Source organism: Stenotrophomonas sp. TWI700, assembly GCF_039673645.1.
Classification (GTDB): Bacteria; Pseudomonadota; Gammaproteobacteria; order Xanthomonadales; family Xanthomonadaceae; genus Stenotrophomonas; species Stenotrophomonas maltophilia_AA.
This window is the reverse complement of record NZ_JBDJMB010000040.1, coordinates 1-25,063: the sequence shown is the minus strand read 5'-3', so window position 1 is coordinate 25,063 and position 25,063 is coordinate 1. Positions and strand designations below refer to the sequence as shown.

The following is a 25,063-nucleotide window of genomic DNA, read 5'->3' as shown; positions in this document are numbered from 1 at the left end:
GTGGCGGGGGGTGGGCGGGCCGGGGGGGGGCCGGTGTTTTGCCCCCCCCCGTGGGCGGGGCGCCCGGGCGCCCCCCACTACCGCACTCGCGCGACTGAGGCGGTAGGCGCCGACCGTTGGTCGGCGCAGCACGTGCATCAGGCCAACAAACGCTCGATCAAGCGCTGGTACAGCGCCGGCAGCGCTTCCAGATCCGCCACCCGGACGTTCTCGTCGACCTGGTGGATGCTCGCATTGACCGGCCCCACTTCGATGCACTGCGCGCCCAGCGGCGCGATGAAGCGCGCATCGGAGGTACCACCGCCGGTGCTCTCCTCCGGCGGCGCACCGGCGAACTCACCCAGGACGTCGCGGGCAACCCTGCGCAGCGTGCCTTCCGGGGTGTAGAAGGGCTCGCCACTGCGATGCCACGTGAGGGTGTACTCGAGCGCATGCCGCTCCAGCAGCGTGGCGATCTCCCGCTCCAGTGCCGGTGCAGTCCAGTGTGGGTTGTAGCGCAGGTTGAACAGCACCTGCAGCTCGCCCGGGATCACATTGTTCGCACCGGTGCCGGCATGGATGTTGGAGACCTGCAGGCTGGTCGGCGGGAAGCTCTCGAAGCCATCGTCCCAGTGCCGTGCGGTCAGTTCCGCCAGTGCCGGGGCAGCGAGATGGATCGGATTGCGCGCCTTGTCCGGATACGCGACATGGCCCTGCACGCCTTTCACCGTGAGCGTTCCCGACAAGCTGCCGCGGCGGCCGACGCGCAGCAGATCGCCGAGCACGGCGGTGGAGGACGGCTCACCGGTGATGCACCAGTCGATCCCCTGGCCGCGCGCGCGGAAGATGTCGGCCACGCGCCGCACACCATCGATAGCGTCGCCTTCCTCGTCGCTGGTCAGCAGCACGGCCAGCGTGCCGGGATGGTCCGGATGGGCGGCCACGAACTGCTCGGCGGCCACCACGAAGGCGGCCACGCTGCCTTTCATGTCGGCCGCGCCGCGCCCGTACAGCACGCCCTCGCGGATCTGCGGATCGAACGGATCGCTGGTCCAGGCCAAGACCGGGCCGGTCGGCACCACATCGGTATGCCCGAGCAGCACCAGCACCGGTGCGCCCTGCCCGTGTGTGGCCCACAGGTTGTCGACCTCGCCCAGGCGCAGGTGTTCGCAGTGGAAGCCGGCGCGTTCAAGACGGCCGGCCAGCAGCGCCTGGCAACCGGCGTCCTCGGGCGTGACCGAGGCGCGCGCGATCAGGTCGCAGGTCAGCGCGACGACGTCGTTCACGCGCCCACTCCGAACCGCTGCTTGAAGCCGTTGTCCGAGAAGCCCTGGGTCATCACGCCATCGGCGCTCACCACCACCGGGCGCTTGATCAGCTGCGGGTACTCGCGCAGCAGCAGCTTCCATTCGGCCTCCGAATCGGCCGCTTTGCGGTTCTCCGGAAGCTGCCGCCACGTGGTGGAGGATCTGTTGATCAACGCGGGGAAGCCACCGGCCTGGGCCGCCCAGTCGATCAGGGTCTCCGGCGTCGGCTTTTGGTCGCGATAGTCGACGAAGGTGTACGGCACCTGGAAACGGTCCAGCCACTTGGTGGCTTTCTTGCAGGTGTCGCAGTTCTTCAATCCGTACACGATGGTGGTCATGGCCGTACTCAGTCGGCCAGGCCGCGCAGCAGGTCGTTGACGCTGGTCTTGCTGCGGGTCTTGGCATCGACCTGCTTGACGATCACGGCGCAATACAGCGAGTGCGAGCCGTCCTTGGACGGCAGCTGGCCGGAGACCACCACGCTGTAGGGCGGCACCGAGCCGTAGCTGATCTCGCCGGTGGCGCGGTTGTACACGCGGGTGCTCTGGCCGAGGAACACGCCCATGCCGATCACGCTGTGGTGGCCGACCACGAAGCCTTCCACCACTTCCGACCGCGCACCGATGAAGCAATGGTCTTCGATGATGGTCGGGCTGGCCTGCAGCGGCTCGAGCACGCCACCGATGCCGGCGCCACCGGACAGATGGCAGTGCTTGCCGATCTGCGCGCACGAACCGACCGTGGCCCAGGTGTCGACCATGGTGCCCTCGCCCACGTAGGCGCCGATGTTGGTGAAGCTCGGCATCAGCACCACGTCCTTGCCGAAGTAGCTGCCACGACGCGCGATCGCACCGGGCACCACGCGCACGCCGGCGCGACGGAACTTGGCTTCATCGAAGCCGGCGAAACGCGACTCGACCTTGTCCCAGAACGGCGCCGGGCGCGCGTCCACCACCGCCATGTCATTGACGCGGAAGTACAGCAGGACCGCCTTCTTCAGCCACTCGTTGACCTTCCAGCCACCGTGGCCATCCGGCTCGGCAACGCGGAACTCGCCGGTTTCCAGGCCATCGATGACGCGGCCGACCAGCGGCTTGGTGGAACCTTCGATCTCATGCAGGGTCAGCGTGGCGCGGCGCTCGAACGCGCTCTCGATGCCGAACTTGAGCTCTTCCACGCCCGGCGTGGCCGGCTTGCGCAGCGACTTGCGCGCGATGGTGGCGTCACGGCTGGCACTGCGCTTGGCGGCGCTCTCGGCCGGGGTAGCGGCAACCTTGCGGGCCGGCGCCTTTTTCACGGCCGCCTTCTTCACTGCGGGTGCCGCCTTTTTCGCTGCGGCAGCGGTCTTCTTCACTGCAGGCGCGGCAGCAGGGGTCTTGGCCGCTGCGGTCTTCGCGGCGGTCTTCTTGGCGGGCTTGGTGGCCATCAGTGGGGGTCTCCGGCTTTTCGATCAGGGTCCAGGCAGGCGAGCATCGTGTCTTGCAGCTGCTGTCTGGCGGATTCGGTCAGGGCGTGATCATGCTCATCGCTGATCACGAACATGTCTTCGGCGCGCTCGCCGAAGGTAGCGATGCGCGCATCATGCACGCGCAGCCGCTGGTTGCGCAGCACGAACGCCACGTCGGCCAGCAGGCCGGGGCGGTCGGGCGCGACCAGGCTGAAACGGGTGCTGGTGGTGTCGCCATCGGTGATGTCGCGGAACTCGATGCGCGGCGCGAAGCGGAAGTGGCGCAGCTGGCGCGGGATGACCCGGCGCGACGGGCGCAGGCGGGTCAGGTCGCCGGCCAGTGCTTCACGCAGGCCGGCTTCCAGGCGCAGCGCATCGCCGTCGGCGAAGCTGTCGGCCGGGGTCACTTCGAACGTATCGAAGATGGTGTCGACCGGGCCGTCCAGCACGCGGGCGCGATGGATACCGTAGCCCTTGCGGTCCAGCGTCATCACGATCGCGGCGAACAGGCCATCGCGATCGGGCGAGTGCACGAACACTTCCAGCGCATGGTCATCCGGGGTGATCCGTCGCACTTTGACCAGGGTCTGGCCCTGCTTGATCGGCACCAGCGCGGCCGCCTGCCAAGCGAGTTGTTCGGGCCGCAGCCGGATGAAGCTCTCATCGGGCATCACCGTGAACTGGCGCTCGATCGTCGCATCGTCATAGCCGCGCTCGCGCACCAGCTGGCGTACGGATTCGCGCGCTTCGGCGACACGCTCGGCGGCCGGCATCTGGTTTTCCAGGCCATCGCGCAGCGCGCGTCGCGCGGCGAAATACAGGTCGGCCAGCAGACGATCCTTCCACGCATTCCACAGCTTGGGGCTGGTCCCGGCGATGTCGGCGCAGGTCAGCAGATAGAGGTAGTCGAGCCGGTCGCGGCTGGCCACCAGGGTGGCAAAGCGATGGATCACGTCCGGATCGGAGATGTCCTGCTTCTGCGCGGTGATCGACATGCGCAGGTGCTGCTCGACCAGCCAGGCCACCAGCTCGGTATCGGAACTGCTCAGTGCCAGCGCCTGGCAGAACTCACGCGCATCCACCGCACCGAGTTCGGAGTGATCGCCGCCGCGGCCCTTGGCGATGTCATGGAACAGGCCGGCCAGCAACAGGAGCTCCGGCTTGCGCAGGCGCGGCCACACTTCATGTGCGATCGAGAAGCGCTCGTCGGCGCGGCTGCTGGCGAACAGGCCGATGTTCCGCAGCACCATCAGGGTGTGCTGGTCGACGGTGTAGACATGGAACAGATCGAACTGCATGCGCCCGGAGACCTGCGCGAACGCAGGGATCCATTGGCCGAGCACGCCCAGGCGGGCCATCCGCGCCAGGGTGTCGACCGCGCGCGGGCTGCGCAGCAGCGCAAGGAACTGTTCGCGGGCGGCGGGGCTGGCGTCGGTATACGCAGCCAGCTCGGGCAGGGCTTCGGCCAGCGCGCGGGCGGTCAGCGAATGCAGGCCGCGCACGTCCGGGTTGTAGGCCCAGCTGGAGAACAGCGCGAACACCTGTTCGATGTCGCCCTGCGGCCACGCGGCATCATTGGCCGCCAGGTAGCCGCGACGCAGCGAGAAACCGACGCTGACCGGCTCGGGCACCGCTTCGCCATCGAACTGTTCTTCAAAGCGCTGCAGCAGGCGATCACTGATCCGCCGCACCACGGTGGCGCTGCGGTAGAAACCCTGCATCATCTTTTCCACGGCCAGGCTTTCGATGTCGTCTTCGAAACCCAGGCGGGCGGCAAGTGTCTTCTGGTAATCGAAGCGCAGGCGCTCTTCCGGCCGGTTGGCGACCAGGTGCAGGCCGAAGCGCAGCCGAGCCAGCGCACAGCGTTCGCGCTTGAGCGCAGCCGCCTCATCCGGGCCGAGATGGCCCAGGCCGACCAGCGCCTCCAGGTCGCGCACGCCGAACGCGCGCAACGCCATCCAGCCCAGCGTATTGAGATCGCGCAGCCCGCCGGGGCCATCCTTGATATCCGGCTCGAGGTTGTCGGCGGTGTCGCCGAAGCGCTGGTGGCGGGCCAGCAGTTCCTCGCGCTTGGCGAGGAAGAATTCGCGTGGGGGCCACAGGCCTTCCACGTTGACCGCCGCCTTCAGGGCCTGGCGGGCCGTGTCATCGGCGACCACCGGGCGCGACTCGATCAGTGCGGTCAGCACGGTCTGGTCGGCGCTGGCCTGGGTGCACTCGGCCGGCGAACGCACCGCGTGGCTGACCGGCAGCCCGCAATCCCACAGCAGCGCGAAGAAGCGCGCCAGCCCGGATTCGTGGCGTCGCTGCTGCTCGGGCATGCCCAGCACCAGTACATCGATATCCGAGCGCGGGAACAACTCGCCGCGCCCGTAGCCGCCGACGGCGAACAGCGCCAGCCCCGATCCCGCCGGCAGGCAGCGATGCCAGGCCAGCCGGATCAGGTGATCGGCCGCGCGGGCGCGCAGCGCGAGCAGGCGCTCGATGTTGTCGCCCTGGTCGAAGCGGCGGTACAGCCGTGCGTCGGTCTGTTGCAGCGACTGGCGCGCCAGTGCCGCCCAGTCCGGGTCGGCGACGGATTCGGCCGGCGCGTCCAGCATCGGGCTCGCCGGCAGCATGCTCAGACCTGCGATTCGCCGGGCGAGAGGGTCAGCACGTCGACGCCGGTCTCGGTGACCGCGACCATGTGCTCCCACTGCGCCGACAGCTTGCGGTCCTTGGTGACCACGGTCCAGCCGTCCGGGAGCACCTTGTTGTAGCGGGTGCCCTCGTTGATCATCGGCTCGATGGTGAAGGTCATGCCGGGCTGCAGCACCAGGCCCTGGCCCGGACGCCCGTAATGCACCACCTGCGGCTCGTCGTGGTAGACCTTGCCGATGCCGTGGCCGCAGTACTCGCGCACCACGCTGAAACGCTCGGCTTCGGCATAGCTCTGGATCGCATGGCCGATGTCGCCCAGCGTCGCGCCCGGCCGCACCGCGCGGATGCCGCGCCACATGGCTTCGTAGGTCGCATCGACCAGGCGCTTGGCCATGACCGACGGGGTGCCGACGTAGTACATGCGGCTGGTATCGCCGTGCCAGCCATCCTTGATCACGGTCACATCGATGTTGACGATGTCGCCGTCCTTGAGGACCTTGGCTTCGCTGGGGATGCCGTGGCAGATCACGTTGTTGACCGACGTGCAGACCGTCTTGGGGAAGCCGCGGTAACCGACATTGGCCGGCGTCGCCTTCTGCACATGGATGATGTGGTCATGGCAGATGCGGTCCAGCTCTTCGGTCGTCACGCCCGACTTGACGTGGGGGGTGACGATGTCGAGCACCTCGCTGGCCAGACGGCCGGCGATACGCATCAGTTCGATTTCCTCGGGGGTTTTCAGATTCACGCTCATGGCGCCCATTATCGCCGATCCGGGGCCAATCTGAACGGGACCGGGTGGAACGCTGACAGCCGCGGTTCGGGCACACGGCCGACCTGGCCGATTAATGAATGCGATGGACGTCTCAAAAAAAAAAGCCTTTTGTGCCGAAAACGTCTATCGAATCGCCCAAATCTCACGGGGTCCCTACGCCGTCAAACCTATAACCAGATCACCACCGTTCCGCCGCCCCACCGTTCGGCAGCATCGTGTTGTTCAGCAAAGGACCCGCGTCCAAGGAGCATGCCCATGCGATTTCTCCGTCCCGCCCTGCTGAGCCTGGCCTTCGCCAGCCTCGCTTCGCCCGCCTTGGCGGCCGATACCACGACCTTCAACGTCAAGATCATCATCACCAAGGCCTGCACGATCACCGCCGCCGCCGCCACGGACGTGGATTTCGGCTCCGCACTGTCCACGGCCACCACCCCTTCCAATGCCCAGGGCACGATCACGGCACAGTGCTCGGCGCTGACCCCGTACACCGTCGCGCTCAATGCCGGCTCCAATGCGGGCACCGCCAACGATGTGACCACGCGGCGCATGAAGAACACCGACGCCGGCGTCACCGCCAACAATTTCGTCGGCTACCAGCTCTATCGCGACGCCGCGCACACCGATGTGTGGGGCGCCACGGCGGGCACCAACACCGCCGCCGGCATCGGCACCGGTCTTGCGCAGACGCTCAATGTCTACGGCCAGATCGCCAACCCCAGCGTCAACAACGCCGCTGCGGGTAACTATCAGGACACGATCACCGCCACGATCACCTACTGAGGTCCGCCATGCCGATTTCCGCAGGGCGTCGCCCTGGGCGGTTCGGGTGCGCGGCCCTGGGCTGGCTGTGGCTGCTGATGGGGAGCGCCACCGCCGCAAGCCTGCAGGTCGCCCCTACATCACTGCAGCTCACACCGCGGCAGAACGCCGATGCACTCTGGCTGACCAACAGCGGCACCTCGCCCGTACAGGTGCAGGTGCGGGTGTTCGAGTGGCGTCAGGACGCCGGCCAGGATCACCTTGTGCCCACCACGGACCTCCAGGTGAGTCCGCCGATGCAGTCGCTGGCCGCCGGCCAGCAGCAGCTGATCCGGGTCGTGCGCAGCGTGCCCACCCCGCCCGCATCGCAACGCGCTTACCGGGTGGTGGTCGATGAACTGCCCACGGTGGATCCGCGCCGCACCGGGATGCAGTTCGTCCTGCGCTATTCGATGCCGGTATTCGTCCAACCCGACGCGGACGCCCCGCTGCGACACGCCCTGCAGGCGCGCCTGACCCGGCTGGATGACGGGCGACCGGCCCTGGAGGTGCACAACAGCGGCAACAGCTACGCGCAGCTGGCCGATCTCGGCCTGGGTCCGGCCAACCGCCCCCAGATCATCCATCCCGGCCTGCTCGGCTATGTCCTTGGCGGACAGACCATGCGCTGGCCACTGGAGGTTCCGGCGGCCCGCCTGGCGGGCGCCACGTTCTCGGCAAAGATCAATGGCGAGTCGGCCCAGACGCCACTGCCCGCCGCGCCGCCGGCTCGCTGAGGCCTGCATGCGGATGCTGCTTACCGCGACGCTGACCCCGTGCGCCGCGATGGCAGCCGACGCAGACATCGGCGCTTCGGGCGATGCGATGCTGCCCCCGCCCACGCCGCTGACCGCGGCGCAGACGCTGTACCTGGACGTGACGCTCAACCAGACCCCGCGCGGGTTGCTGCCGTTCACCGAGCTGCAGGGCCGGCTGATGGCCGCCGGCGCCACGCTGCGCCAGCTCGGCTTTCCGGCACGCGGCGAGGAGCCGGTCGCGCTCGATCAGCTCGGCGGCGTGGTCGTGCGCTACGACGCGGCATTGCAGACGCTGGCCCTGGACGTCCCCCTGGAACAATTGTCGCTGCCCACCACGCGGCTGGAGCGCCCGACCGAGACCGCACCGGCGGCGGCCGCCTCGCCCGGCGTGGTGCTCAACTACGACGTCTATGGGAGCCACAACGAAGGCGGCGGCAACCTGGCCCTGACCACCGCGCTGCGCGTGTTCGGGCTGGGCCAGGGGGTACTGGAGACCAGTGCGCTGCTGCGCACGTACCAGGACCCTGCCGATCATCAATGGCAGGGCGAAAGCGTGCGCCTGGACACCGCGTGGCGCCTGGATTTCCCGGATTCCGCGGTCTCCCTGACCGTGGGCGACTTCTACAGCGGCTTCGTGGACTGGAGCCGACCGGTGCGGATGGGCGGCGTGCAGGTGGGACGCAATTACGGGCTGCAGCCCTACCGCGTGCTGACCCCCACGCCCACCTTCCTCGGCGAGGCGGTCGTCCCCTCCAATGTGGAGCTGTATGTGGACGGCCTGCGCCAGTACAACGGCGAGGTGCCGATCGGCCCCTTCCAGCTGGCCGCGCAGCCCGGCATCAACGGCACCGGCAATGCGCAGGTGGTGATCACCGACGCCTTCGGCCGCATGCAGACGCTGGATTTTTCCTTCTACGGTACGCAGCAGCTCCTGGCCAAGGGCCTGTCCGACTGGTCGGCCGGCGTGGGCAGGATGCGCCGAGACTACGGTATCCGCTCATTCGCCTACGAAACGCCGGTGATCGGCAGTGCCACCTGGCGCTACGGCGCGAGCGACCGGTTTACCGCCGAGGCGCATGCGGAAGGCGGTGGCGGCGTACTCAACGGCGGTGCCGGCGGCTGGTGGCTGCTGGGCGGCGCCGGCGTGGTCAACGCTGCTTACGCGCACAGCCGCCATGCGGGACTGCAGGGCGGCCAGTATTCCCTGGGGTACAGCTGGAACAACCGCCGATTCAACGTCAACGCGCTGACCCGGCGAACGCATGGCGTGTATCGCGACCTTGGCGCGCTGCAGGACACGCTGCCGCCGGACATCAGCGAGCAGGCCACGCTGGGCATCAACCTGCAGGGCGCCGGCTCGCTCAGCGCCAGCTACCTGCGGCTGCGCTATCCCGACGGCGACGACAACCGCTACGCCAGCCTGTTCTGGTCGCGCAGCTTCGGCGATCGCTGGTCGGCCTACCTCTCGTTCAACCAGAACCTGGCCGACAGTGATGACCGCAGTGCGTATCTGTCCGTCTCGGCCGCGCTCGGGCGCAACCGGCAGAGCAGCGTGTCCGCACAGCGCAACGGTGAGCGGCTGACCTATGTCGCCGATCTGTCCCAGCCCGTGCCGGGCGATGGCAGCCAGGGCGGCTATGGCTGGCGGGTGCAGGCGCGCGGGGGCGACGACGGTGCCGGCGGACTGGCCGAACTCGGCTGGCTCAACCGGGTCGGGCGCTATTCGATGGGCTATGCGCGCCAGGGTGATGTCGATTACGGCTACGCCAGTGCCAGCGGCAGCGTCGTCTGGATGGGTGGACACGTCTTTGCCGCCCGCGAGGTACCCGACGCCTTTGCAGTGGTGTCAACCGATGGTTTCGGCGGGATCCCGGTGCGGCTGGAAAACCGGCTGATCGGCAGCACCGACAGGAACGGCCTGCTGCTGGTCACCCCGTTGCTGTCCTGGCAACGCAACCGGCTGTCCATCGACACGCTGGACCTGCCGGCGGACATGCGCGCCGATCGCGTGGATACCTGGGTCACGCCGCGGCAGAGCGCAGGGCTGGGCGTCAACTTCGGCCTGCGCCGCACCCAGGCGATGCATGTGGTCCTGCACGATCCCGCCGGCGCCCCCCTGCCCGTCGGCAGCCAGGTGCGCCTGCCCGGCGGCGGTTCCGCCACGGTGGGCTACGACGGCGAAACCTACCTGGAGGACGTGGCCACGCCGGTCCAGCTCGAGGTCGACCTGCCCGACGGGCACTGCCGCGTGCACCTGGCGCCGCCCGTCGCCGCGACCTCGCCAGGCGTGCCCTCGATCGGCCCCCTCCGCTGCCTGCCGCTGCCATGACGGCCGTGCGACTGCTCGCGATCGTGCTGGCGGTGATGGCGTCGTGCTGGGCAGCGCCGGCCCGCGCGGCTACGACGTGCACGGCCACGCCACCGACCGCCCTGGCGTTCGGCACGATCACCAATGGTGCGGCGACCCCGACCAACGCCATGACCAGCTTCACCATTACCTGCAACACGGCCGCGTTGAGCCTTCTGGGCAGCGCCAGCGTGCGTGCCTGCCTGAAGATCGGCACCGGCAGCACCGGCAGCACGCTGCTGCCGACCCGCAGCATGACCAATGCCACCGCCGACCCGATGGCCTTCCAGCTCTACACCAACGCTGGACGCACCACGGTGTGGGGCGCGGTGCCGGGCGCTTCACCGCCGGCGGCGGTGGTGACTCTCAGCTACAGCGTGCCCTTGATCACCGGCGGCAGCGGCGCACAGTCGATCACCGTGCATGGCCAGATTCCCGCCGCCCAGGTGTTGTCGGCCGGCGCCTTTGCCAGCAGCTTCGCCGCCGCCAACGTCAGCCTGGAATACGCCTACAACGAGAGCATCATCGGCACCGCCCAGCCGCCGGCGCTGTGCACCAGCACCAGCGGAGTCAGCGGACACAAGACCGCCGACGGCGCGTTCCCGTTCACGGTCAGTGCCAACGTCCTGCCCCAGTGCAGCACGTATGTCACCACCGACATGGACTTCGGCAGCAACGCCGGCGCGATCAGCGCCAACCTCGATCGCACCTCGACGATCGGGCTGACCTGCATCAACCGCACCGCCTACAGCATCGGCCTGAACAACGGACAGAACGCATCGGGCAACGTGCGCCGCATGCGCTTCACCGCACCGGACAGCAGCGTCCACTACATCCCCTACGAGCTCTACCGCGATGCGGCGCGCTCGCAGCGGTGGGGCAACACGATCAACACCGATACCCGGGCCGGCACCGGTAACGGCGCCGCGCAGACCCTCACCGTCTACGGGCGGGCACCGCCCACCACCGGCGCGATTCCTGCCCAGGGCAGCTACAACGACGTGATCACGGTGACCATCACCTACTGAGGGGCAGAACGCTCAAGGCACCCCGATCGCAGCCGTTAACGGTCGCATCCCCTGCCGTGCGATGTTCGATGTCCCCGCGACCACCCTCCCTCGTCCTGGCCTGCCTGCTGGCTGCCTGCGCCATCGCGCCCGCTGGCGCACGTCCGGGCGTCGGCACGGCCACCACACTGCGGATCGGGGTACGGATCATCGCCGACTGCCACGGTGCTGGGGCGCGCGACATCAGCTGCCGGCCGGCCCGGCAGCGCAGCGATGACACGCGCCCGGTGCCTTCCCAGGTGGCGGCATTGAGTCCCGCCGTCGACGCCACCGACCGCCCCGTCCCGGTCACCGTGACCTACTGATGCGCTGGCTGCTGGCCCCCTTGCTGGCGGTGGTGGGCACCCTGCCGGTGCGGGCCCTGGAGATCCGCCCGGTCAGCGTCTCGGTCCCGGCGGGCACCGCGCATGCCGAGGTGTGGCTGGAAAACACCGGAAACACGCCCTGGGATGGCCAGGCCCGCCTGTACCCCTGGGAGCAGGCCGGCGACCAGGAGCGCCTGCTGCCCGCCGGCGGGGTCGCGGTCAGCCCCGCCCATCTCACCCTCGCCCCAGGCCAGGGCCAGCGGGTGCGCGTGGTCCGGCTTGGCGGCGCCCCCGACGTCGTCCAGCAGGCCTATCGGCTGGTGCTCAGCCCCGGGCCGGATGCGGCGGCCGGAACCGCGCGCTATTCCCTGCCGGTGTTCCTCGAGCCGCAGGCCGTGGCGCCCCGCTCGCGGCTGCGGGTGGCGATCGCCGGCAGCACCGGCGCCCCGCTGCTGCGGCTGTACAATGACGGCGCGGCACACGCCCACCTTGCCGATCTGGCGTTCGTGGATGCCCAAGGCCGGCGACACAGCCTGATCGACGGGCTGGCGGGCTATGTCCTGCCGCACAGCGCCCGCAGCTGGACCCTGCCGCCGCGCCCGGACGGCTACGCCGGTAGCCGCTTCCAGGCCCGCCTCGACCACGCCGCCGAGGCCGCCCTGCCCTCCGCGGCGCCCGAGATTGCGGCGCCAGCACAAGCCGGGCTATAATCGACCGGATCTCCTGCCTCATCGAAGCAGGAAACACGTCAACACCGGACGTCACCGGTGAATCCACACCTGCCGCCCATATCCGTGCCGGGGTGCTCCGCAAGGAGTTCGGTCACGGAAGCGACAGGGAAGCCAAACCCCGGAACCACCCGCCTTGCGGCGGACCGCCCAACTATTACCCGTGGCGGCCGGTTCCCTATCAGGAGTTACTGCAATGCCCCAGGTCACCATGCGTCAGATGCTGGAAGCCGGCGTCCATTTCGGCCACCAGACCCGTTACTGGAACCCCAAGATGGGCCAGTACATCTTCGGCGCCCGCGGCAAGATCCACATCATCAACCTGGAAAAGACCGTTCCGCTCTTCAATGACGCGATGAACTTCATTTCCAGCGTTGCGCAGAAGCGCGGCACCATCCTGTTCCTGGGCACCAAGCGCAGCGCCCGCGAGTCGATCCGTGAAGAAGCCGAGCGTTGCGGCATGCCCTTCATGAACCAGCGTTGGCTGGGCGGCACCCTGACCAACTTCCGTACCGTGAAGCAGTCGGTTGCCCGCCTGAAGGAACTGGAAGCCGGTGAGACCGACGGCAGCTTCGACAAGCTGGTCAAGCACGAAGTGCTCGGCCTGCGTCGCGAGCGCGACAAGCTGGAAGCCTCGCTGGGCGGCATCAAGGACATGAACCGTCTGCCCGACGCGATCTTCGTCATCGATATCGGCCACGAAGACATCGCCATCAAGGAAGCCAAGAAGCTCGGCATCCCGGTGATCGCTGTCGTCGATACCAACTACAACCCGGAACTGGTCGATTACGCGATCCCGGGCAACGATGACGCCATCCGCGCTGTGCAGCTGTACGCCCGCGCCGCTGCCGACGCCGTGCTGGAAGGCAAGGCTGCTGCTCCGCACGCTGCCACCGTCCGTGAAGAAGAGTTCGCCGACGCTGCCGCCACCGAAGAAGCCAAGCCGGCCCGCCGCGCTCCGGCCAAGAAGGCTGCTGCCGCTCCGGCCGCCGCTGAAGCCCCGGCTGCTGAAGCTCCGGCTGCCGACGCTCCGGCCGCTGGCGAAGCCCAGGCCTGATCCAGGCCCACGGTGGGCGCAGCGCGCCCACCGTTCCTGTCCGCTGCCGATGGCGCGACGACAGGACACTGTCACACGGGCCGGCCACCATGCCGGCCCAACCCCTTTCTTTCGTGAGGAAATCCCGTGGAAATCACTGCTTCCCTGGTCAAGGAACTGCGCGAGCGCACTGGCGCCGGCATGATGGAGTGCAAGAAGGCACTCGTCGAAAACGGCGGCGACATCGACGCCTCGGCCGAATGGCTGCGCAAGTCCGGCCTGGCCAAGGCCGACAAGAAGGCTGACCGCGTGGCTGCCGAAGGCATCATCGTGGCGGCCCAGGACGGCGGCAAGGCCGTGCTGGTCGAAGTCAACTCCGAAACCGACTTCGTCGCCAAGGACAGCAACTTCCTGGACTTCACCAAGGCTGTCGCCGGCACCGCGCTGACCTCGGGCGCTGCCGACATCGATGCCCTGAAGGCGGCCAAGCTGCCGTCCGGCGAGACGATCGAAGAAGCCCGCGCTGCCGTCATCGCCAAGGTCGGCGAGAAGGTCGACGTGCGTCGCATCGTGCGCCTGGAATCGACCAACAACGTCGCTGCCTACGTGCACGGCGGCCGCATCGGCGTGCTGGTTGAACTGGCCGGTGGCAGCGAAGAGCTGGCCCGTGGCCTGGCCATGCACGTGGCTGCCATGAACCCGCCGCACAACAAGGCGGCCGATGTGCCGGCCGAGTTCGTCGCCAAGGAAAAGGAAATCGAACTGGCCAAGATGTCCGACAAGGACAAGTCCAAGCCGGCCGATATCCTGGAAAAGATCATCAGCGGCAAGATCGCCAAGATCGTCAACGAAGTGACCCTGTACGGCCAGCCGTACGTGCTGGACACCAACCAGTCGGTCGAGCAGGTCCTGAAGGCCGCCGGTGCCGAAGTGATCGGCTTCCAGCGCCTGGCGGTCGGCGAAGGCATCGAGAAGGTGGTGGAAGACTACGCCGCCGAAGTGATGAAGCAGGCCGGCCTGGCCTGATCCATCGCAGGACTGCCGCAACGCAGTCCCTGTACGACGAAAAAGCCCGGCTTGCGCCGGGCTTTTTCATGCCCAAAGGGCTCGCAGGACTGGGCTCAGCCCTTGGCCTGGAAGGTGACTTCCTCGTAGGGCTGCACCACCACCCAGCCTTCACCGGCGAACCGCATCTGCAGACTCTCGCCCGAGCCGCGGCCGAGCAGCGTCCCCAGCGAAATGTCGGTGACCAGCTCCGGGGTCAGGGTGCCGGCCCAGGCCACGGTGGCATTCGGGTCGGTGAAGATCGGCCCGGTCTGGGCATTGACCGGCAGGGTCAGCGGTTCGTAGTGCGAGGTGATCGCCACGATGCCGTGGCCACTCAGACGGATGTTGAACAGCCCCCCGGAGAGCATGCCGGCGACCTTGCGCATCATCGTGATCTTCGACTGCACGCCGGACTCGAACGCCAGCACATCATTGCCATTGACGAAGATCGATTCCCCGTCCAGCCGCAGCAGGGTGATCTGCTTGCCGGCATCGGCCAGGTAGACGCGGCCCTGACCTTCAGCCTTCATCAGCTTCAGCCCTTCGCCACTGGCCATCTTCTTCAACAGCGTGCCCAACCCCTGTTCCAGGATGCCTTCCCGGGTGAACTTGACCGCGCCCTTGCGCGCGACCATGGCGCCGGACTTGGCCCAGATCATGCCGTCCAGACGGACTTCCAGCAGGTGCGGATTCTCCAGTTCGAAGGCGTCGGCACTGACATCCTTTTCCCGGGTGGTGGCGAGGAACTGATCGAGGGTACGTACGGTCATTGCGCTGGTCTTCCATGTGGACGGGAGCGCGATGGTAGCCTCCCGGTGTTGCAAAGGGTGACGGAGCGAAGGTCCGCGCCTGCCGCACTGCACGCGAATCCACCACTGGCTTTGCTTTGTGTGCCGGAACGGGGCAATACTCCCAAACTGATCTACCGCGTCAACGCAAGAAATCAAGGACGAAACTGTGATGCACCTCAGGTATTCTTGCCCCAACATACTGAAAGCCCCGCCATGCCTCCCGAGCTGACAGCCGCCCTGGCGCTCTGCCGCAACCTGCCCTCCCCGCCCGGTATTGCCCTGCGCATCATCGAACTGGCGCAGGATCCGGAAGCGGACATCACCACCGCCGCCGACATCATCGCCATCGACATGGCGCTGAGCGCCCGCATGCTGCGCATCGCCAATTCGCCGCTGTATGCCAGCCGGCGCCGGATCGAGAACCTCGGCCAGGCATTGACCATGCTCGGCCTCAACGCCACGGTCAGCCTCGCGCTGGGCTTCACCGTGACCCAGAACCTGACCGCAGCCGGCGACGGCCAGGACCTGCGTGAGCGCGCGTGGCGCCGCAGCATCCTCAGCGCACTGGCGGCCAGCCTGCTGGGCCAGGCCCGCGGCCTGCGCAAGGCCGAGGAGCTGATGCTGGCCGGCCTGCTGCAGGACATCGGCGTGCTGGCGCTCGCCCAGGCGCAACCGGAGACCTACCTCCCGCTGCTGCGCCAGGCGACCGACAACGACGCCCTGGTCGCGCTGGAGCGCGCGCACCTGCAGTGCACCCATGCCGATGTCGGGGCGTGGGTCGCCGAAGAGTGGGGCCTGCCGCGTTACCTGGTGGACAGCATCGCGCACAGCGAATCGCCCGCCACCAGCGACGACAATTTCCAGAACTGCGTGGCGCTGTCCGGCGCCGTGGCCGACATCTGGCTCGGCCCCGATGCAGATGCTGCGCGCGAACACGCCCTGCAGCAGGTGCACGACACGCTCGGGCTGGACAGCGCCCAGTTCGACCAGGTCCTGGCCCGCATCGGTGAATCGCTGCCGGACATCAGCACGCTGTTCGAGACCCCGCTGTTCTCGCCATCGCGCGTGCAGCAACTGATCGACCACGCCCAGGAGCTGGCCACCCTGCGCAACCTGCGCGAGATGCAGGACGCCGCCCTGGCCCGCCAGCGGGCGGACGAGTTCGAAGCCCGGGCCAACCGTCTGGCCGAACAGGCCCACCGCGACGCCCTGACCGGCGTGCTCAACCGCCGCCAGCTCGAGGCCGTGCTGGAGCAGGAGTTCCTGCGCGCCACCCGGCATGGTTGGCCGCTGTCGGTCGCCTTCATCGACCTGGACGATTTCAAGAAGATCAACGACGCCCACGGCCACCTCATGGGCGACCAGGTGCTGCGCATGTTCGCCACCAAACTGCAGGAACAGTTGCGCAACAGCGATACCGTGGCGCGCTTCGGCGGCGAGGAATTCATCGCGCTGCTGCCCAATACCACCGAGCCGGTCGCCCTGGAAGTGGTGCGCCGGGTGCTGGCCACCATCGTCAACACGCCGATGGCCGAGGTCGCCAGCGGCCCGCTGTTCGTGACCTTCTCGGCCGGTGTGGCGACCCAGGGCGGCTATGAGCGTTTCGCCGATGTTCAGGACCTGCTGAAGGCCGCCGACGACGTGCTGTACCGGTCCAAGAACCTGGGCCGGAACCGGGTCATCGCCCGCTCGCCGAGCACCGCGCCGGCCTGAGCCGGGTCCGCGTGCGGGGCCGTGTCCGCAGCGGCCGCGGCGCCTCCATACGCCGCAGTGCAGCAAATTTATGCTGCCCGATGGCCCGGCTTCCAGTAGAATCCGGGCGTTTTCCACGCACCCAGAGATCGCCATGTCAAAGCTCGCCTATCGCCGCATCCTGTTGAAAGTTTCCGGGGAGGCGCTGATGGGAGACGAGGACTACGGCATCGACCCCAAGGTGATCCACCGCCTCGCCCGCGAGGTGATGGAAGCGCAGGCAGCCGGTGCCGAAGTGGCGCTGGTGATCGGCGGCGGCAACATTTTCCGCGGCGCCGGCCTGGCAGCCGGCGGCATGGACCGGGTCACCGGTGACCAGATGGGCATGCTCGCCACCGTGATCAACGCGCTGGCCATGCAGGACGCCCTGGAGAAGCTGGGCGCCAAGGCGCGCGTGATGAGCGCGATCAAGATCAACGACGTCTGCGAGGATTACATCCGTCGCCGCGCCATCCGCCACCTCGAAAAGGGCCGCCTGGTGATCTTCGCCGCCGGCGTCGGCAGCCCGTTCTTCACCACCGATTCCGGCGCCGCCCTGCGCGCGATCGAGATCGGCGCGGACCTGCTGCTGAAGGCCACCAAGGTCGACGGCGTGTACGACAAGGACCCGAACAAGTACAGCGATGCGGTCCGTTTCGACAGCCTGACCTACGACGAAGTGATCCGCCGCGGCCTGGAAGTGATGGATACGGCCGCCTTCGCGCTGGCCCGCGACAGCGATCTGCCGCTGCGCGTGTTCGACATGGGCCAGCCGGGCGAGCTGCTCAAGATCCTGCACGGCGACAACATCGGCACCCTGGTCCAGGGCCGCGACAACGCCTGAGCCTGAGCGGCGCCCCACGCCGGGCGCCCGGAACGGCCCGGAAAGGGTCGGTATTCGCCTATAATCGCCCGATTCCCAGTGACATCCAGGATTCGGGCGATGCTCAACGAAATCAAGCAGGACGCGCAGACGCGCATGGCAAAGAGCATCGATGCTCTGAAGCACACCCTTACCTCCATCCGCACCGGCCGTGCTTCCCCGGCCCTGCTGGATCGCATCACCGTCAAGGCCTACGGCACCGACACCCCCCTGAACCAGGTCGCCTCGATCAGCGTTTCCGAAGGCCACTCGCTGGTCATCACGCTGTTCGACAAGGGCATGATCAAGGACGTCGAGAAGGCGATCTACGCCTCCGACCTCGGCCTGACCCCGAACGTGGCCGGCACCGTCATCCGCCTGAACCTGCCGCCGCCGACCGAAGAGCGCCGCAAGGAGCTGGGCAAGCAGGTGCAGAAGGAAGGCGAAGGCGCCAAGATCGCCATCCGCAACATCCGCCAGGACGCCAACAAGGCGATCGCCAGCCTGATCAAGGACAAGGCGATCAGCGAAGACGACAAGAAGCGCGGCGAAGACGACATCCAGAAGCTGACCGACAAGTCCATCAAGGACGTCGATAGTGTTGTCGCCGAGAAAGAAAAGGAACTGATGGCGGTCTGAGCCCCATGACCCAGGCCCCGACCAGCGGCTCTGCCGCGCCCATGCCGCGCCACGTCGCCATCATCATGGATGGCAACGGGCGCTGGGCACAGAAGCGTCGTCGCCCGCGCGTGATCGGCCATCGTGCCGGCGCGCGCGCGGTCAACCGCACCATCGATTTCTGCCTCGACCACGGCATCGCCGCGCTGACCCTGTTCGCCTTCTCCAGTGAGAACTGGGGCCGGCCGACCGACGAAGTCGATGCGTTGATGAAGCTGTTCCTCAATGCCCTCGACCGCGAAGTGGACGAGCTGCATCGCCGTGGCGTGCGCGTGCGTTTCATCGGCGAGCGCGAGCGTTTCGGCGCCAGCCTGGTCAGCCGCATGCAGCTGGCCGAGCAGCGCACGGCCGACAACCGCGCGCTCACCCTGAGCATCGCCGCCAGCTACGGCGGCCGCCAGGACATTGCCCGCGCCGCGCGCGAACTGGCTGCCGAGGTCGCGGCCGGCCGGCTGCTGCCCGAGCAGATCGACGAAGCGATGCTCAGCAGCCGCGTCGCCCTGGCCGACCTGCCGCCGCCGGACCTGTTCATCCGCACCGGTGGCGACACCCGCATCAGCAATTTCCTGCTCTGGCAGCTGGCCTACACCGAACTGTGGTTCACCGACGTACTGTGGCCCGAGTTCGATGCCGCCGTCCTGCAGCAGGCGATCGACGCCTATGCCTCGCGTGAACGCCGTTTCGGCCTGACCAGCGCCCAGATCGCCGCCTTGGCCACCGAGACCTCTTCCCCATGACCAAGACCCGAGTCATCGCCGCGCTGATCATGGCGCCGGTCGCCATCCTCGCCATCCTGATGCTGCCGACCCAATGGCTGGCCGCCGCCGCGGCCGCCGTGTTCCTGATCGGCCTGTGGGAATGGCTGAAGCTGGCCGACGTCGAAGACACCCTCGCCCGCACCATCCTGCTGGTGCTGAACCTGGTGCTGATGGTGCTGATCGTGTGGGCCGATGCCGGCTCGCTGGTGCTGTACCAGATCGCCGCGCTGGTGGGCATCGGGTGGTGGCTGCTGGCCCTGCTGTGGCTGCGCTTTTTCAACTTCGGCGCCAGCCCGAGCAGCCCGGCGCGTGCGCTCAAGCTGCTGGCCGGCACCCTGGCGATCGTCCCGGCCTGGGCCTCGCTGGTGCTCATCCATGCCAGCGGTGACAACGGCCACCTGTGGCTGCTGACCGCGCTGGCCGTGGTCTGGGCCGCCGATTCGGGCGCCTACTTCGCCGGCCGTACCTTCGGCCGCACCAAGCTGGCCCCGCGCATCAGCCCCAACAAGACCTGGGAAGGCCTGGGTGGCGGCATGGTCGCCGGCTTGATCGTGGCGCTGGGCTTCGGCTGGCTGGCCGGTATCGACAGCGGCCACCTGGTGGGGCTGGTCATCACCGCCGTGGTCACCGTGTTCGCTTCGGTCCTGGGCGATCTCTACGAGAGCCTGATCAAGCGCCACGCCGGTGCCAAGGACTCGGGGCACATCATCCCGGGCCATGGCGGCGTGCTCGATCGCATCGACGGCGTGCTCGCCGCCCTGCCGGTGTTCGCACTCGGCAAGGAAATCTTCGGATTCTGATCATGGCCAGCGTTTCCGCCCCCCGCCAGGTCGCCGTGTTCGGCGCCACCGGTTCCATCGGCGCATCCGCGCTGGATGTGATCGCGCGCCATCCGGACCGTTACCAGGTCACCGTGCTGGCCGCCGGCCGCCAGGTCGATGCGCTGGTCGCGCTGTGCGCCACGCACCGCCCGGCCCACGCGGTGATCGCCGACGCATCGCTGTATGCCGCCCTGCGCGATGGCCTGCGTGACGCCGGCCTGGCCACCCAGGCGCATGCGGGCGCTGCGGCGCTGGACCAGCTGGCCGCCAGCGATGTCTGCGACACCCTGGTCGCGGCAATCGTCGGCGCCGCCGGGCTGTCCTCGACCCTGGCCGCGGCCGCGGCCGGCAAGCGCATCCTGCTGGCCAACAAGGAATCGCTGGTGCTGGCCGGCGAGCTGCTGATGCGCCAGGCCGCCGCCGCCGGGGCCGAGATCATCCCGATCGACAGCGAGCACAGCGCGATCTTCCAGTGCCTGCGCTCGCGCGATGCGAGCCTGGATGGTGCCGGCGTCCGCCGGATCATCCTGACCGCGTCCGGGGGGCCGTTCCGCGGCCGCACCCGCGAACAGCTCGCCCAGGTCACGCCTGCCCAGGCCGTGGCCCACCCGAAGTGGTCCATGGGCCCGAAGATCTCGGTCGATTCGGCGACGTTGATGAACAAAGGGCTGGAAGTCATCGAGGCGCACCACCTGTTCGGCGTCCCCGGCGAGCGCATCGACGTGCTGGTCCACCCGCAGAGCCTGGTCCATTCACTGGTCGAATTCGTCGACGGCTCGACCCTGGCCCAGATGGGCCTGCCGGACATGCGCACCACGCTGGCCGTGGGACTGGGCTGGCCGCAGCGGATCGAATCCGGGGTCGGCGGGCTGGATCTGCTGACCCAGGGCCGGCTGGATTTCGAAGCGCCGGACACCGAGGCCTTCCCGTGCCTGACGCTGGCCTGGCAGGCGATGGCCGCCGGTGGCACCGCCCCGGCGATCCTCAATGCGGCCAATGAAGTCGCTGTTTCAGCGTTTCTTCAGGGGCGGGCAGCTTTCCTTGCCATTCCCGCGCTGGTCGCTAACGCTCTGTCAACACTGTCGACCGAGTCCGCCGATACACTGGAGGGCCTGCTGACCGCCGATCAGCGCGCCCGCCAGATCACCCAAGCCGCCATCGACCACGCCTGAATGCCCCACACGCCCTCTTACAGTGCTGATCACCATGGGTGATTTCATCGGATCCGTCTGGTGGATGATCGTCAGCCTTGGCCTGCTGGTGACCTTCCACGAGTTCGGTCATTACTGGGTCGCCCGCCGTTGCGGGATCAAGGTGCTGCGCTTCTCTGTCGGTTTCGGCAAGCCGCTGTGGTCGCGCCGCAACCGCGCCGGCACCGAATTCGCGATCGCCGCCATCCCGCTGGGCGGCTACGTGAAGATGCTCGATGAACGCGAGGTCGAGGTACACCCGGCCGAGCGCGGCCAGGCCTTCAACCACAAGACCGTGTGGCAGCGGATCGCGGTGGTCGCCGCGGGTCCGGCCGCCAACCTGATCCTGTGCATCGCCCTGCTCTGGGCGATGTTCGTGATCGGCAAGCAGGATTATTCGGCCACCATCGGCCGTACCACGGGCATGGCCCAGATCGCCGGACTGCAGCCGGGCGACCGCGTGGTCAAGGTGGATGGCCGCAGCGTGGCCACCGCCGGTGAAGCCAGCATGGCGCTGACCACCGCGGCGATGGACCGTCACGATGCCAAGGTCGAGGTCCTGGACGGCCTGGACCAGGTGCGGACCCGCACCCTGCCGCTGTCGCAGCTGCCGGCCGGCTTCGATGAACGCCGTGTTCCCCAGCTGACCGGGCTGAGCTGGCAGTTCTGGCTGCAGCCGGCGCTGGTCGACAAGGTCCTGCCCGAGGCGGCCGCTCAGGGCGTGCTGCTGCCGGGCGACCTGATCGTGGCCGTGGACGGCCAGCGCATCGAAGGCGCCGACCAGGTCCCGGCGCAGATCGCCGCGCTGGGCCAGCGCGGCGGCCCCGGCATGATCGACGTCCTGCGCGGCGGCGAACGGCTGGCGCTGGAGATCACCCCCCGCCAGGGCGTGGACGGCCGCGGCCAGCCCACCTGGCAGATCGGCATCGGCTTCCCCGAGAGCCATGCCCCGGCGTATGACGCCGAACTCAAGTTCGGGCCGTTTGCGGCGGTCCCGGTGGCCCTGCGTGAAACCGCCCGGATGGCGGGCGATTCGCTGGGCATGATGCGCCGCATCGTCACCGGCAACGCCTCGCTGCAGAACATCTCCGGCCCGGTCACCATTGCCCGGGTCGCCAATGTCTCGGCCAAGCGCGGCCTGGACTGGTTCCTGTATTTCCTGGCCCTGCTGTCGCTGAGCCTGTGCATCATCAACCTGTTGCCCATCCCCATCTTGGACGGCGGGCACCTGCTGTATTACCTTATCGAGTTGGTCAAGGGCAGCCCGCTGAGCGAGCGCGCCATGGCTGCCGGGCAGTATGTGGGCCTGGCGCTGCTGGCCGGGCTGATGGGATTGGCGTTCTACAACGACATCCTCGGCCTGGTCCCGCGATGAACTTTTTTCCTTTTGTCGTCGTCTTATGCGCCGGCATCCCGCAATGTTGAAATCGACTCCAACCGGACGTGACATGACGCGACTCCCCAATCGCCGCCTGCTGGCCCTCGCACTCGTTGCCGGTTTCGGCGCGCCCGCCCTGGCGCAGGCAGCCGAGCCCTTCACCGTCAGCGACATCCGCGTGGATGGTCTGCAGCGCATCACCTCCGGTACCGTGTTCACCTACCTGCCGGTGGAACGTGGCGACACCATCACCGACAACAAGGTCGGTGAAACCATCCGTGCGCTGTACAAGACCGGCTTCTTCGAAGACGTCCAGCTCAACCGCCAGGGCGACATCCTCGTGGTCACGGTCAAGGAACGCCCGGCGATCAACAAGTTGACCGTCACCGGCAACAAGGACATCAAGAGCGACCAGCTGCTCAAGGGCCTGAGCGACATCGGCCTGACCGAGGGCGGCACCTTCGATCGCCTGAGCCTGGACCGCGTGACGCAGGAACTTCGCCGCCAGTACAACGACCGTGGCAAGTACAACGTGGACATCACCCCGACGGTGAGCCCGCTGGACCGTAACCGCGTCGACATCGCCATCGCGATCAAGGAAGGCAAGGCCGCCAAGATCCAGCACGTCAACCTGGTCGGCACCGAGAAGTTCCCGGCCAAGGACATCCTGGAAACCTGGGAATCCAAGGAGCACAACTGGGCCTCGTGGTACCGCCGCGATGACCAGTACTCCAAGGAAAAGCTGTCCGGCGACCTCGAAAAGCTCAACGGCTGGTACCTGGACCGCGGCTACGTGGATTTCAGCATCGACTCCACCCAGGTCTCGATCAGTCCCGACAAGCGCGACATGTTCATCACCGCCGGCGTGACCGAGGGTGAGCAGTACAAGATCTCCGAGATCAAGGTCACCGGCGACACCATCCTCCCGCAGGAAGATGTCGAGCGCATGGTGATCCAGAAGTCCGGCGACACGTTCTCGCGTGCGCTGCTGGAATTCAGCTCGGACCAGATCACCAATTCGCTGTCCAACATCGGCTACGCGTTCGCCAAGGTGAACCCGATCCCGACCAGCAACCGTGCCGACCGCACGGTGGCCATCAACATGCAGGTCGTTCCCGGCCCGCGCGTGGCGGTGCGCCGCATCACTTTCAAGGGCAACACCCGCACCTCGGACGAAGTGCTGCGTCGTGAAATGCGCCAGTTCGAGAACAGCTGGTACTCGCAGGCCGCGATCGACCGTTCCAAGATCCGCCTGCAGCGCCTGGGCTACTTCGAGTCGGTGGACGTGGAAACGCCGCCGGTCACCGGCAGCAACGACCAGGTCGACGTGGTCTACAACGTCAAGGAAACCACCTCGGGCAGCTTCGTGTTCGGCCTGGGCTACTCGCAGTCCTACGGCATGACCACCTCGGTGCAGCTGTCGCAGAACAACTTCCTCGGCGGCGGCAACCGCGTGTCGGTCGAAGCGTCGCGCAGCAGCTACCTGCAGCGTTACGGCTTCTCCTACACCAACCCGTACTTCACCGATGACGGCGTCTCGCTGGGCTACAACCTGTCCTGGCGCGAACTGGATTACTCCGACTTCAACACCGCGCAGTACAACAGCACCAACGGTGCCGCGCAGGTGGTGTTCGGCGTGCCGATCACCGAGAACGACACCGTCTCGCTGATGGTGGGCATCGACAGCAACCAGATCACCACCTACCAGGGCTCGACCCCGCAGGCCATCATCGATTACATCGACGCCATCGGCCAGCGCACGTTCCATTCGTGGCGCACCGAGCTGGGCTGGGCGCGCGATACCCGCAACGACTACTTCATGCCGACCCGCGGTACCTACCAGCGCGTCGGCCTGGAAACCACGCTGCCGGGTTCGACCGTCGAGTACTACAAGCTGAACTACCAGTTCTCCAAGTACTGGCCGATCATCCCGCAGCTGGTCATCAACACCCGCGCCGAAGTCGGCTACGGCGACAGCTACGGCAATGACACCACCCGCGTGATCACCAACCCGGATGGCAGCACCCGCGTGGTCACCGCGACGGGCCTGCCGTTCTACGAGAACTTCTACGCCGGTGGTACCAACTCGGTACGTGGTTTCGAGGACAACACCCTCGGCCCGCGTTCGGAACCGACCCTGAGCTACAACCGCGGCCAGCCGCTGGGTGGCTCGCTGAAGACCGTCGGTTCGGTCGAAGCCTACTTCCCGCGCCTGTTCGACAGCCCGTCGGCCCGCATCTCGGCCTTCGTGGACTTCGGCAACGTCTACACCGGCGTGGACAACTTCAAGGCCAACGAACTGCGCGTGTCCACCGGTGTGGCCCTGCTGTGGCGCGCCCCGGTCGGCCCGATCTCGATCAGCTACGCCTTCCCGCTCAAGAAGGAAGATGGCGACGAGGTCGAGCGCCTGCAATTCACCTTTGGCGGTCAGTTCTGACCGCCTAAGGTGAATTGCCCAAGGTTTGCGCAGCAAACCTTGGGGCCCGACGATTCCTCCTATCCCCCGCGCCGTCGGCGCGGCCCCCTTAACAGAAGGGGGCCTCTCCACCAGACGGGGTACGCATTCGCCGGGCTTTGCCCGGCGTTTTCGTTTTGGGGGCGGGACCGATTGGGGGAAGGG

The 25,063-nt window shown here is 67.6% G+C and carries 22 protein-coding genes; 16 read left to right on the top strand and 6 right to left on the bottom strand.

Going from position 1 to position 25,063, the window contains the following annotated elements; genetic code table 11:
- Positions 1-137: 137 nt before the first annotated feature.
- The 5 genes from dapE to map are packed head-to-tail and all read right to left on the bottom strand — an operon-like array spanning position 138 to position 6,127.
- Positions 138-1,265 (bottom strand): succinyl-diaminopimelate desuccinylase, encoded by a 1,128-nt coding sequence (dapE, locus tag ABE473_RS17810; protein WP_346490411.1) that lies wholly within the window; start codon positions 1,263-1,265, stop codon positions 138-140.
- Positions 1,262-1,624, bottom strand: coding sequence for a Spx/MgsR family RNA polymerase-binding regulatory protein (locus tag ABE473_RS17805; protein WP_346490410.1), 363 nt, complete (start codon positions 1,622-1,624; stop codon positions 1,262-1,264). Before ABE473_RS17805 ends, dapE begins: the two co-directional genes overlap by 4 nt.
- Positions 1,625-1,632: 8 nt before the next feature.
- A complete protein-coding gene (dapD, locus tag ABE473_RS17800) occupies positions 1,633-2,712 on the bottom strand; it encodes a 2,3,4,5-tetrahydropyridine-2,6-dicarboxylate N-succinyltransferase (protein WP_346490409.1) in 1,080 nt (359 codons plus the stop codon).
- On the bottom strand, positions 2,712-5,351 hold the full coding sequence (locus tag ABE473_RS17795; protein ID WP_346490408.1) for a [protein-PII] uridylyltransferase: 2,640 nt from the start codon (positions 5,349-5,351) through the stop codon (positions 2,712-2,714). The genes dapD and ABE473_RS17795 overlap by 1 nt, the downstream gene beginning before the upstream one ends.
- Positions 5,352-5,353: 2 nt before the next feature.
- Positions 5,354-6,127, bottom strand: a complete 774-nt coding sequence (gene map, locus ABE473_RS17790; protein WP_346490407.1) for a type I methionyl aminopeptidase — start codon at positions 6,125-6,127, stop codon at positions 5,354-5,356.
- Positions 6,128-6,403: 276 nt separating this feature from the next.
- Here map and ABE473_RS17785 point away from each other — a divergent pair, with 276 nt between their 5' ends.
- The 8 genes from ABE473_RS17785 (at position 6,404) to tsf (ending at position 14,213) form a co-directional block, all read left to right on the top strand.
- Positions 6,404-6,928 carry a spore coat U domain-containing protein gene (locus ABE473_RS17785; protein ID WP_346479443.1) on the top strand — a complete coding sequence of 175 codons (525 nt, stop codon included), beginning with the start codon at positions 6,404-6,406 and terminating at the stop codon, positions 6,926-6,928.
- Positions 6,929-6,936: 8 nt separating this feature from the next.
- Positions 6,937-7,683, top strand: a complete 747-nt coding sequence (locus tag ABE473_RS17780; RefSeq protein WP_346490406.1) for a molecular chaperone — start codon at positions 6,937-6,939, stop codon at positions 7,681-7,683.
- Between the two features lie 7 nt (positions 7,684-7,690).
- The gene (locus ABE473_RS17775) at positions 7,691-10,033 is read left to right on the top strand and encodes a fimbria/pilus outer membrane usher protein (RefSeq protein ID WP_346490405.1); all 2,343 of its coding nucleotides are present in this window, start codon (positions 7,691-7,693) and stop codon (positions 10,031-10,033) included.
- Positions 10,030-11,079 carry a spore coat U domain-containing protein gene (locus ABE473_RS17770; protein WP_346490404.1) on the top strand — a complete coding sequence of 350 codons (1,050 nt, stop codon included), beginning with the start codon at positions 10,030-10,032 and terminating at the stop codon, positions 11,077-11,079. Before ABE473_RS17775 ends, ABE473_RS17770 begins: the two co-directional genes overlap by 4 nt.
- 68 nt (positions 11,080-11,147) lie before the next feature.
- The gene (locus ABE473_RS17765) at positions 11,148-11,423 is read left to right on the top strand and encodes a hypothetical protein (RefSeq protein ID WP_346490403.1); all 276 of its coding nucleotides are present in this window, start codon (positions 11,148-11,150) and stop codon (positions 11,421-11,423) included.
- Positions 11,423-12,133 (top strand): fimbria/pilus periplasmic chaperone, encoded by a 711-nt coding sequence (locus tag ABE473_RS17760; protein ID WP_346490402.1) that lies wholly within the window; start codon positions 11,423-11,425, stop codon positions 12,131-12,133. Before ABE473_RS17765 ends, ABE473_RS17760 begins: the two co-directional genes overlap by 1 nt.
- Before the next feature lie 214 nt (positions 12,134-12,347).
- Entirely contained in the window at positions 12,348-13,208 is an 861-nt protein-coding gene (gene rpsB, locus ABE473_RS17755; protein WP_346490401.1) for a 30S ribosomal protein S2, read from the top strand.
- A 126-nt stretch (positions 13,209-13,334) separates the two neighbouring features.
- Positions 13,335-14,213: a translation elongation factor Ts gene (tsf, locus tag ABE473_RS17750; protein ID WP_346490400.1), complete on the top strand. Its 879-nt coding sequence runs from the start codon at positions 13,335-13,337 to the stop codon at positions 14,211-14,213.
- A gap of 95 nt (positions 14,214-14,308) precedes the next feature.
- On the opposite strand, the gene ABE473_RS17745 is transcribed toward tsf, so the two are convergent.
- A complete protein-coding gene (locus ABE473_RS17745) occupies positions 14,309-15,004 on the bottom strand; it encodes an AIM24 family protein (RefSeq protein ID WP_346490399.1) in 696 nt (231 codons plus the stop codon).
- A gap of 234 nt (positions 15,005-15,238) precedes the next feature.
- Between ABE473_RS17745 and ABE473_RS17740 the strand changes: the two genes are divergently transcribed.
- The 8 genes from ABE473_RS17740 to bamA all read left to right on the top strand — a co-directional run bounded on the left by ABE473_RS17740 (position 15,239) and on the right by bamA (position 24,880).
- Positions 15,239-16,738, top strand: coding sequence for a GGDEF domain-containing protein (locus tag ABE473_RS17740; protein ID WP_346490398.1), 1,500 nt, complete (start codon positions 15,239-15,241; stop codon positions 16,736-16,738).
- A 133-nt stretch (positions 16,739-16,871) separates the two neighbouring features.
- Positions 16,872-17,600: a UMP kinase gene (gene pyrH / locus ABE473_RS17735; protein ID WP_019184398.1), complete on the top strand. Its 729-nt coding sequence runs from the start codon at positions 16,872-16,874 to the stop codon at positions 17,598-17,600.
- 99 nt (positions 17,601-17,699) lie between these two features.
- Positions 17,700-18,257 (top strand): ribosome recycling factor, encoded by a 558-nt coding sequence (gene frr, locus ABE473_RS17730; protein WP_123728764.1) that lies wholly within the window; start codon positions 17,700-17,702, stop codon positions 18,255-18,257.
- A gap of 41 nt (positions 18,258-18,298) precedes the next feature.
- Positions 18,299-19,033: a polyprenyl diphosphate synthase gene (gene uppS, locus ABE473_RS17725; RefSeq protein ID WP_346479486.1), complete on the top strand. Its 735-nt coding sequence runs from the start codon at positions 18,299-18,301 to the stop codon at positions 19,031-19,033.
- A complete protein-coding gene (locus ABE473_RS17720; RefSeq protein WP_176989963.1) occupies positions 19,030-19,854 on the top strand; it encodes a phosphatidate cytidylyltransferase in 825 nt (274 codons plus the stop codon). Before uppS ends, ABE473_RS17720 begins: the two co-directional genes overlap by 4 nt.
- Before the next feature lie 2 nt (positions 19,855-19,856).
- Positions 19,857-21,047, top strand: coding sequence for a 1-deoxy-D-xylulose-5-phosphate reductoisomerase (locus ABE473_RS17715; protein ID WP_346490397.1), 1,191 nt, complete (start codon positions 19,857-19,859; stop codon positions 21,045-21,047).
- A 34-nt stretch (positions 21,048-21,081) separates the two neighbouring features.
- On the top strand, positions 21,082-22,440 hold the full coding sequence (gene rseP / locus ABE473_RS17710) for an RIP metalloprotease RseP (RefSeq protein ID WP_346490396.1): 1,359 nt from the start codon (positions 21,082-21,084) through the stop codon (positions 22,438-22,440).
- A 73-nt stretch (positions 22,441-22,513) separates the two neighbouring features.
- Complete coding sequence (bamA, locus tag ABE473_RS17705; RefSeq protein WP_346490395.1) at positions 22,514-24,880, top strand: outer membrane protein assembly factor BamA; 2,367 nt, start codon at positions 22,514-22,516, stop codon at positions 24,878-24,880.
- Positions 24,881-25,063: the final 183 nt, after the last annotated feature.

What these genes read in the sequence shown, in the direction of transcription:
- ABE473_RS17780 (WP_346490406.1), top strand. Translation starts at nt 6,937, where the DNA reads ATGCCGATTTCCGCAGGGCGTCGCCCTGGGCGGTTCGGGTGCGCGGCC.
- ABE473_RS17765 (WP_346490403.1), top strand. Translation starts at nt 11,148, where the DNA reads ATGTCCCCGCGACCACCCTCCCTCGTCCTGGCCTGCCTGCTGGCTGCC.
- frr (WP_123728764.1), top strand. Translation starts at nt 17,700, where the DNA reads ATGCTCAACGAAATCAAGCAGGACGCGCAGACGCGCATGGCAAAGAGC.
- bamA (WP_346490395.1), top strand. Translation starts at nt 22,514, where the DNA reads ATGACGCGACTCCCCAATCGCCGCCTGCTGGCCCTCGCACTCGTTGCC.
- ABE473_RS17805 (WP_346490410.1), bottom strand. Translation starts at nt 1,624, where the DNA reads ATGACCACCATCGTGTACGGATTGAAGAACTGCGACACCTGCAAGAAA.
- rpsB (WP_346490401.1), top strand. Translation starts at nt 12,348, where the DNA reads ATGCCCCAGGTCACCATGCGTCAGATGCTGGAAGCCGGCGTCCATTTC.
- ABE473_RS17760 (WP_346490402.1), top strand. Translation starts at nt 11,423, where the DNA reads ATGCGCTGGCTGCTGGCCCCCTTGCTGGCGGTGGTGGGCACCCTGCCG.
- ABE473_RS17785 (WP_346479443.1), top strand. Translation starts at nt 6,404, where the DNA reads ATGCGATTTCTCCGTCCCGCCCTGCTGAGCCTGGCCTTCGCCAGCCTC.
- ABE473_RS17740 (WP_346490398.1), top strand. Translation starts at nt 15,239, where the DNA reads ATGCCTCCCGAGCTGACAGCCGCCCTGGCGCTCTGCCGCAACCTGCCC.
- ABE473_RS17775 (WP_346490405.1), top strand. Translation starts at nt 7,691, where the DNA reads ATGCGGATGCTGCTTACCGCGACGCTGACCCCGTGCGCCGCGATGGCA.
- ABE473_RS17795 (WP_346490408.1), bottom strand. Translation starts at nt 5,351, where the DNA reads ATGCTGCCGGCGAGCCCGATGCTGGACGCGCCGGCCGAATCCGTCGCC.
- rseP (WP_346490396.1), top strand. Translation starts at nt 21,082, where the DNA reads ATGGGTGATTTCATCGGATCCGTCTGGTGGATGATCGTCAGCCTTGGC.
- dapD (WP_346490409.1), bottom strand. Translation starts at nt 2,712, where the DNA reads ATGGCCACCAAGCCCGCCAAGAAGACCGCCGCGAAGACCGCAGCGGCC.
- ABE473_RS17720 (WP_176989963.1), top strand. Translation starts at nt 19,030, where the DNA reads ATGACCAAGACCCGAGTCATCGCCGCGCTGATCATGGCGCCGGTCGCC.
- ABE473_RS17715 (WP_346490397.1), top strand. Translation starts at nt 19,857, where the DNA reads ATGGCCAGCGTTTCCGCCCCCCGCCAGGTCGCCGTGTTCGGCGCCACC.
- ABE473_RS17745 (WP_346490399.1), bottom strand. Translation starts at nt 15,004, where the DNA reads ATGACCGTACGTACCCTCGATCAGTTCCTCGCCACCACCCGGGAAAAG.
- uppS (WP_346479486.1), top strand. Translation starts at nt 18,299, where the DNA reads ATGCCGCGCCACGTCGCCATCATCATGGATGGCAACGGGCGCTGGGCA.
- ABE473_RS17770 (WP_346490404.1), top strand. Translation starts at nt 10,030, where the DNA reads ATGACGGCCGTGCGACTGCTCGCGATCGTGCTGGCGGTGATGGCGTCG.
- map (WP_346490407.1), bottom strand. Translation starts at nt 6,127, where the DNA reads ATGAGCGTGAATCTGAAAACCCCCGAGGAAATCGAACTGATGCGTATC.
- pyrH (WP_019184398.1), top strand. Translation starts at nt 16,872, where the DNA reads ATGTCAAAGCTCGCCTATCGCCGCATCCTGTTGAAAGTTTCCGGGGAG.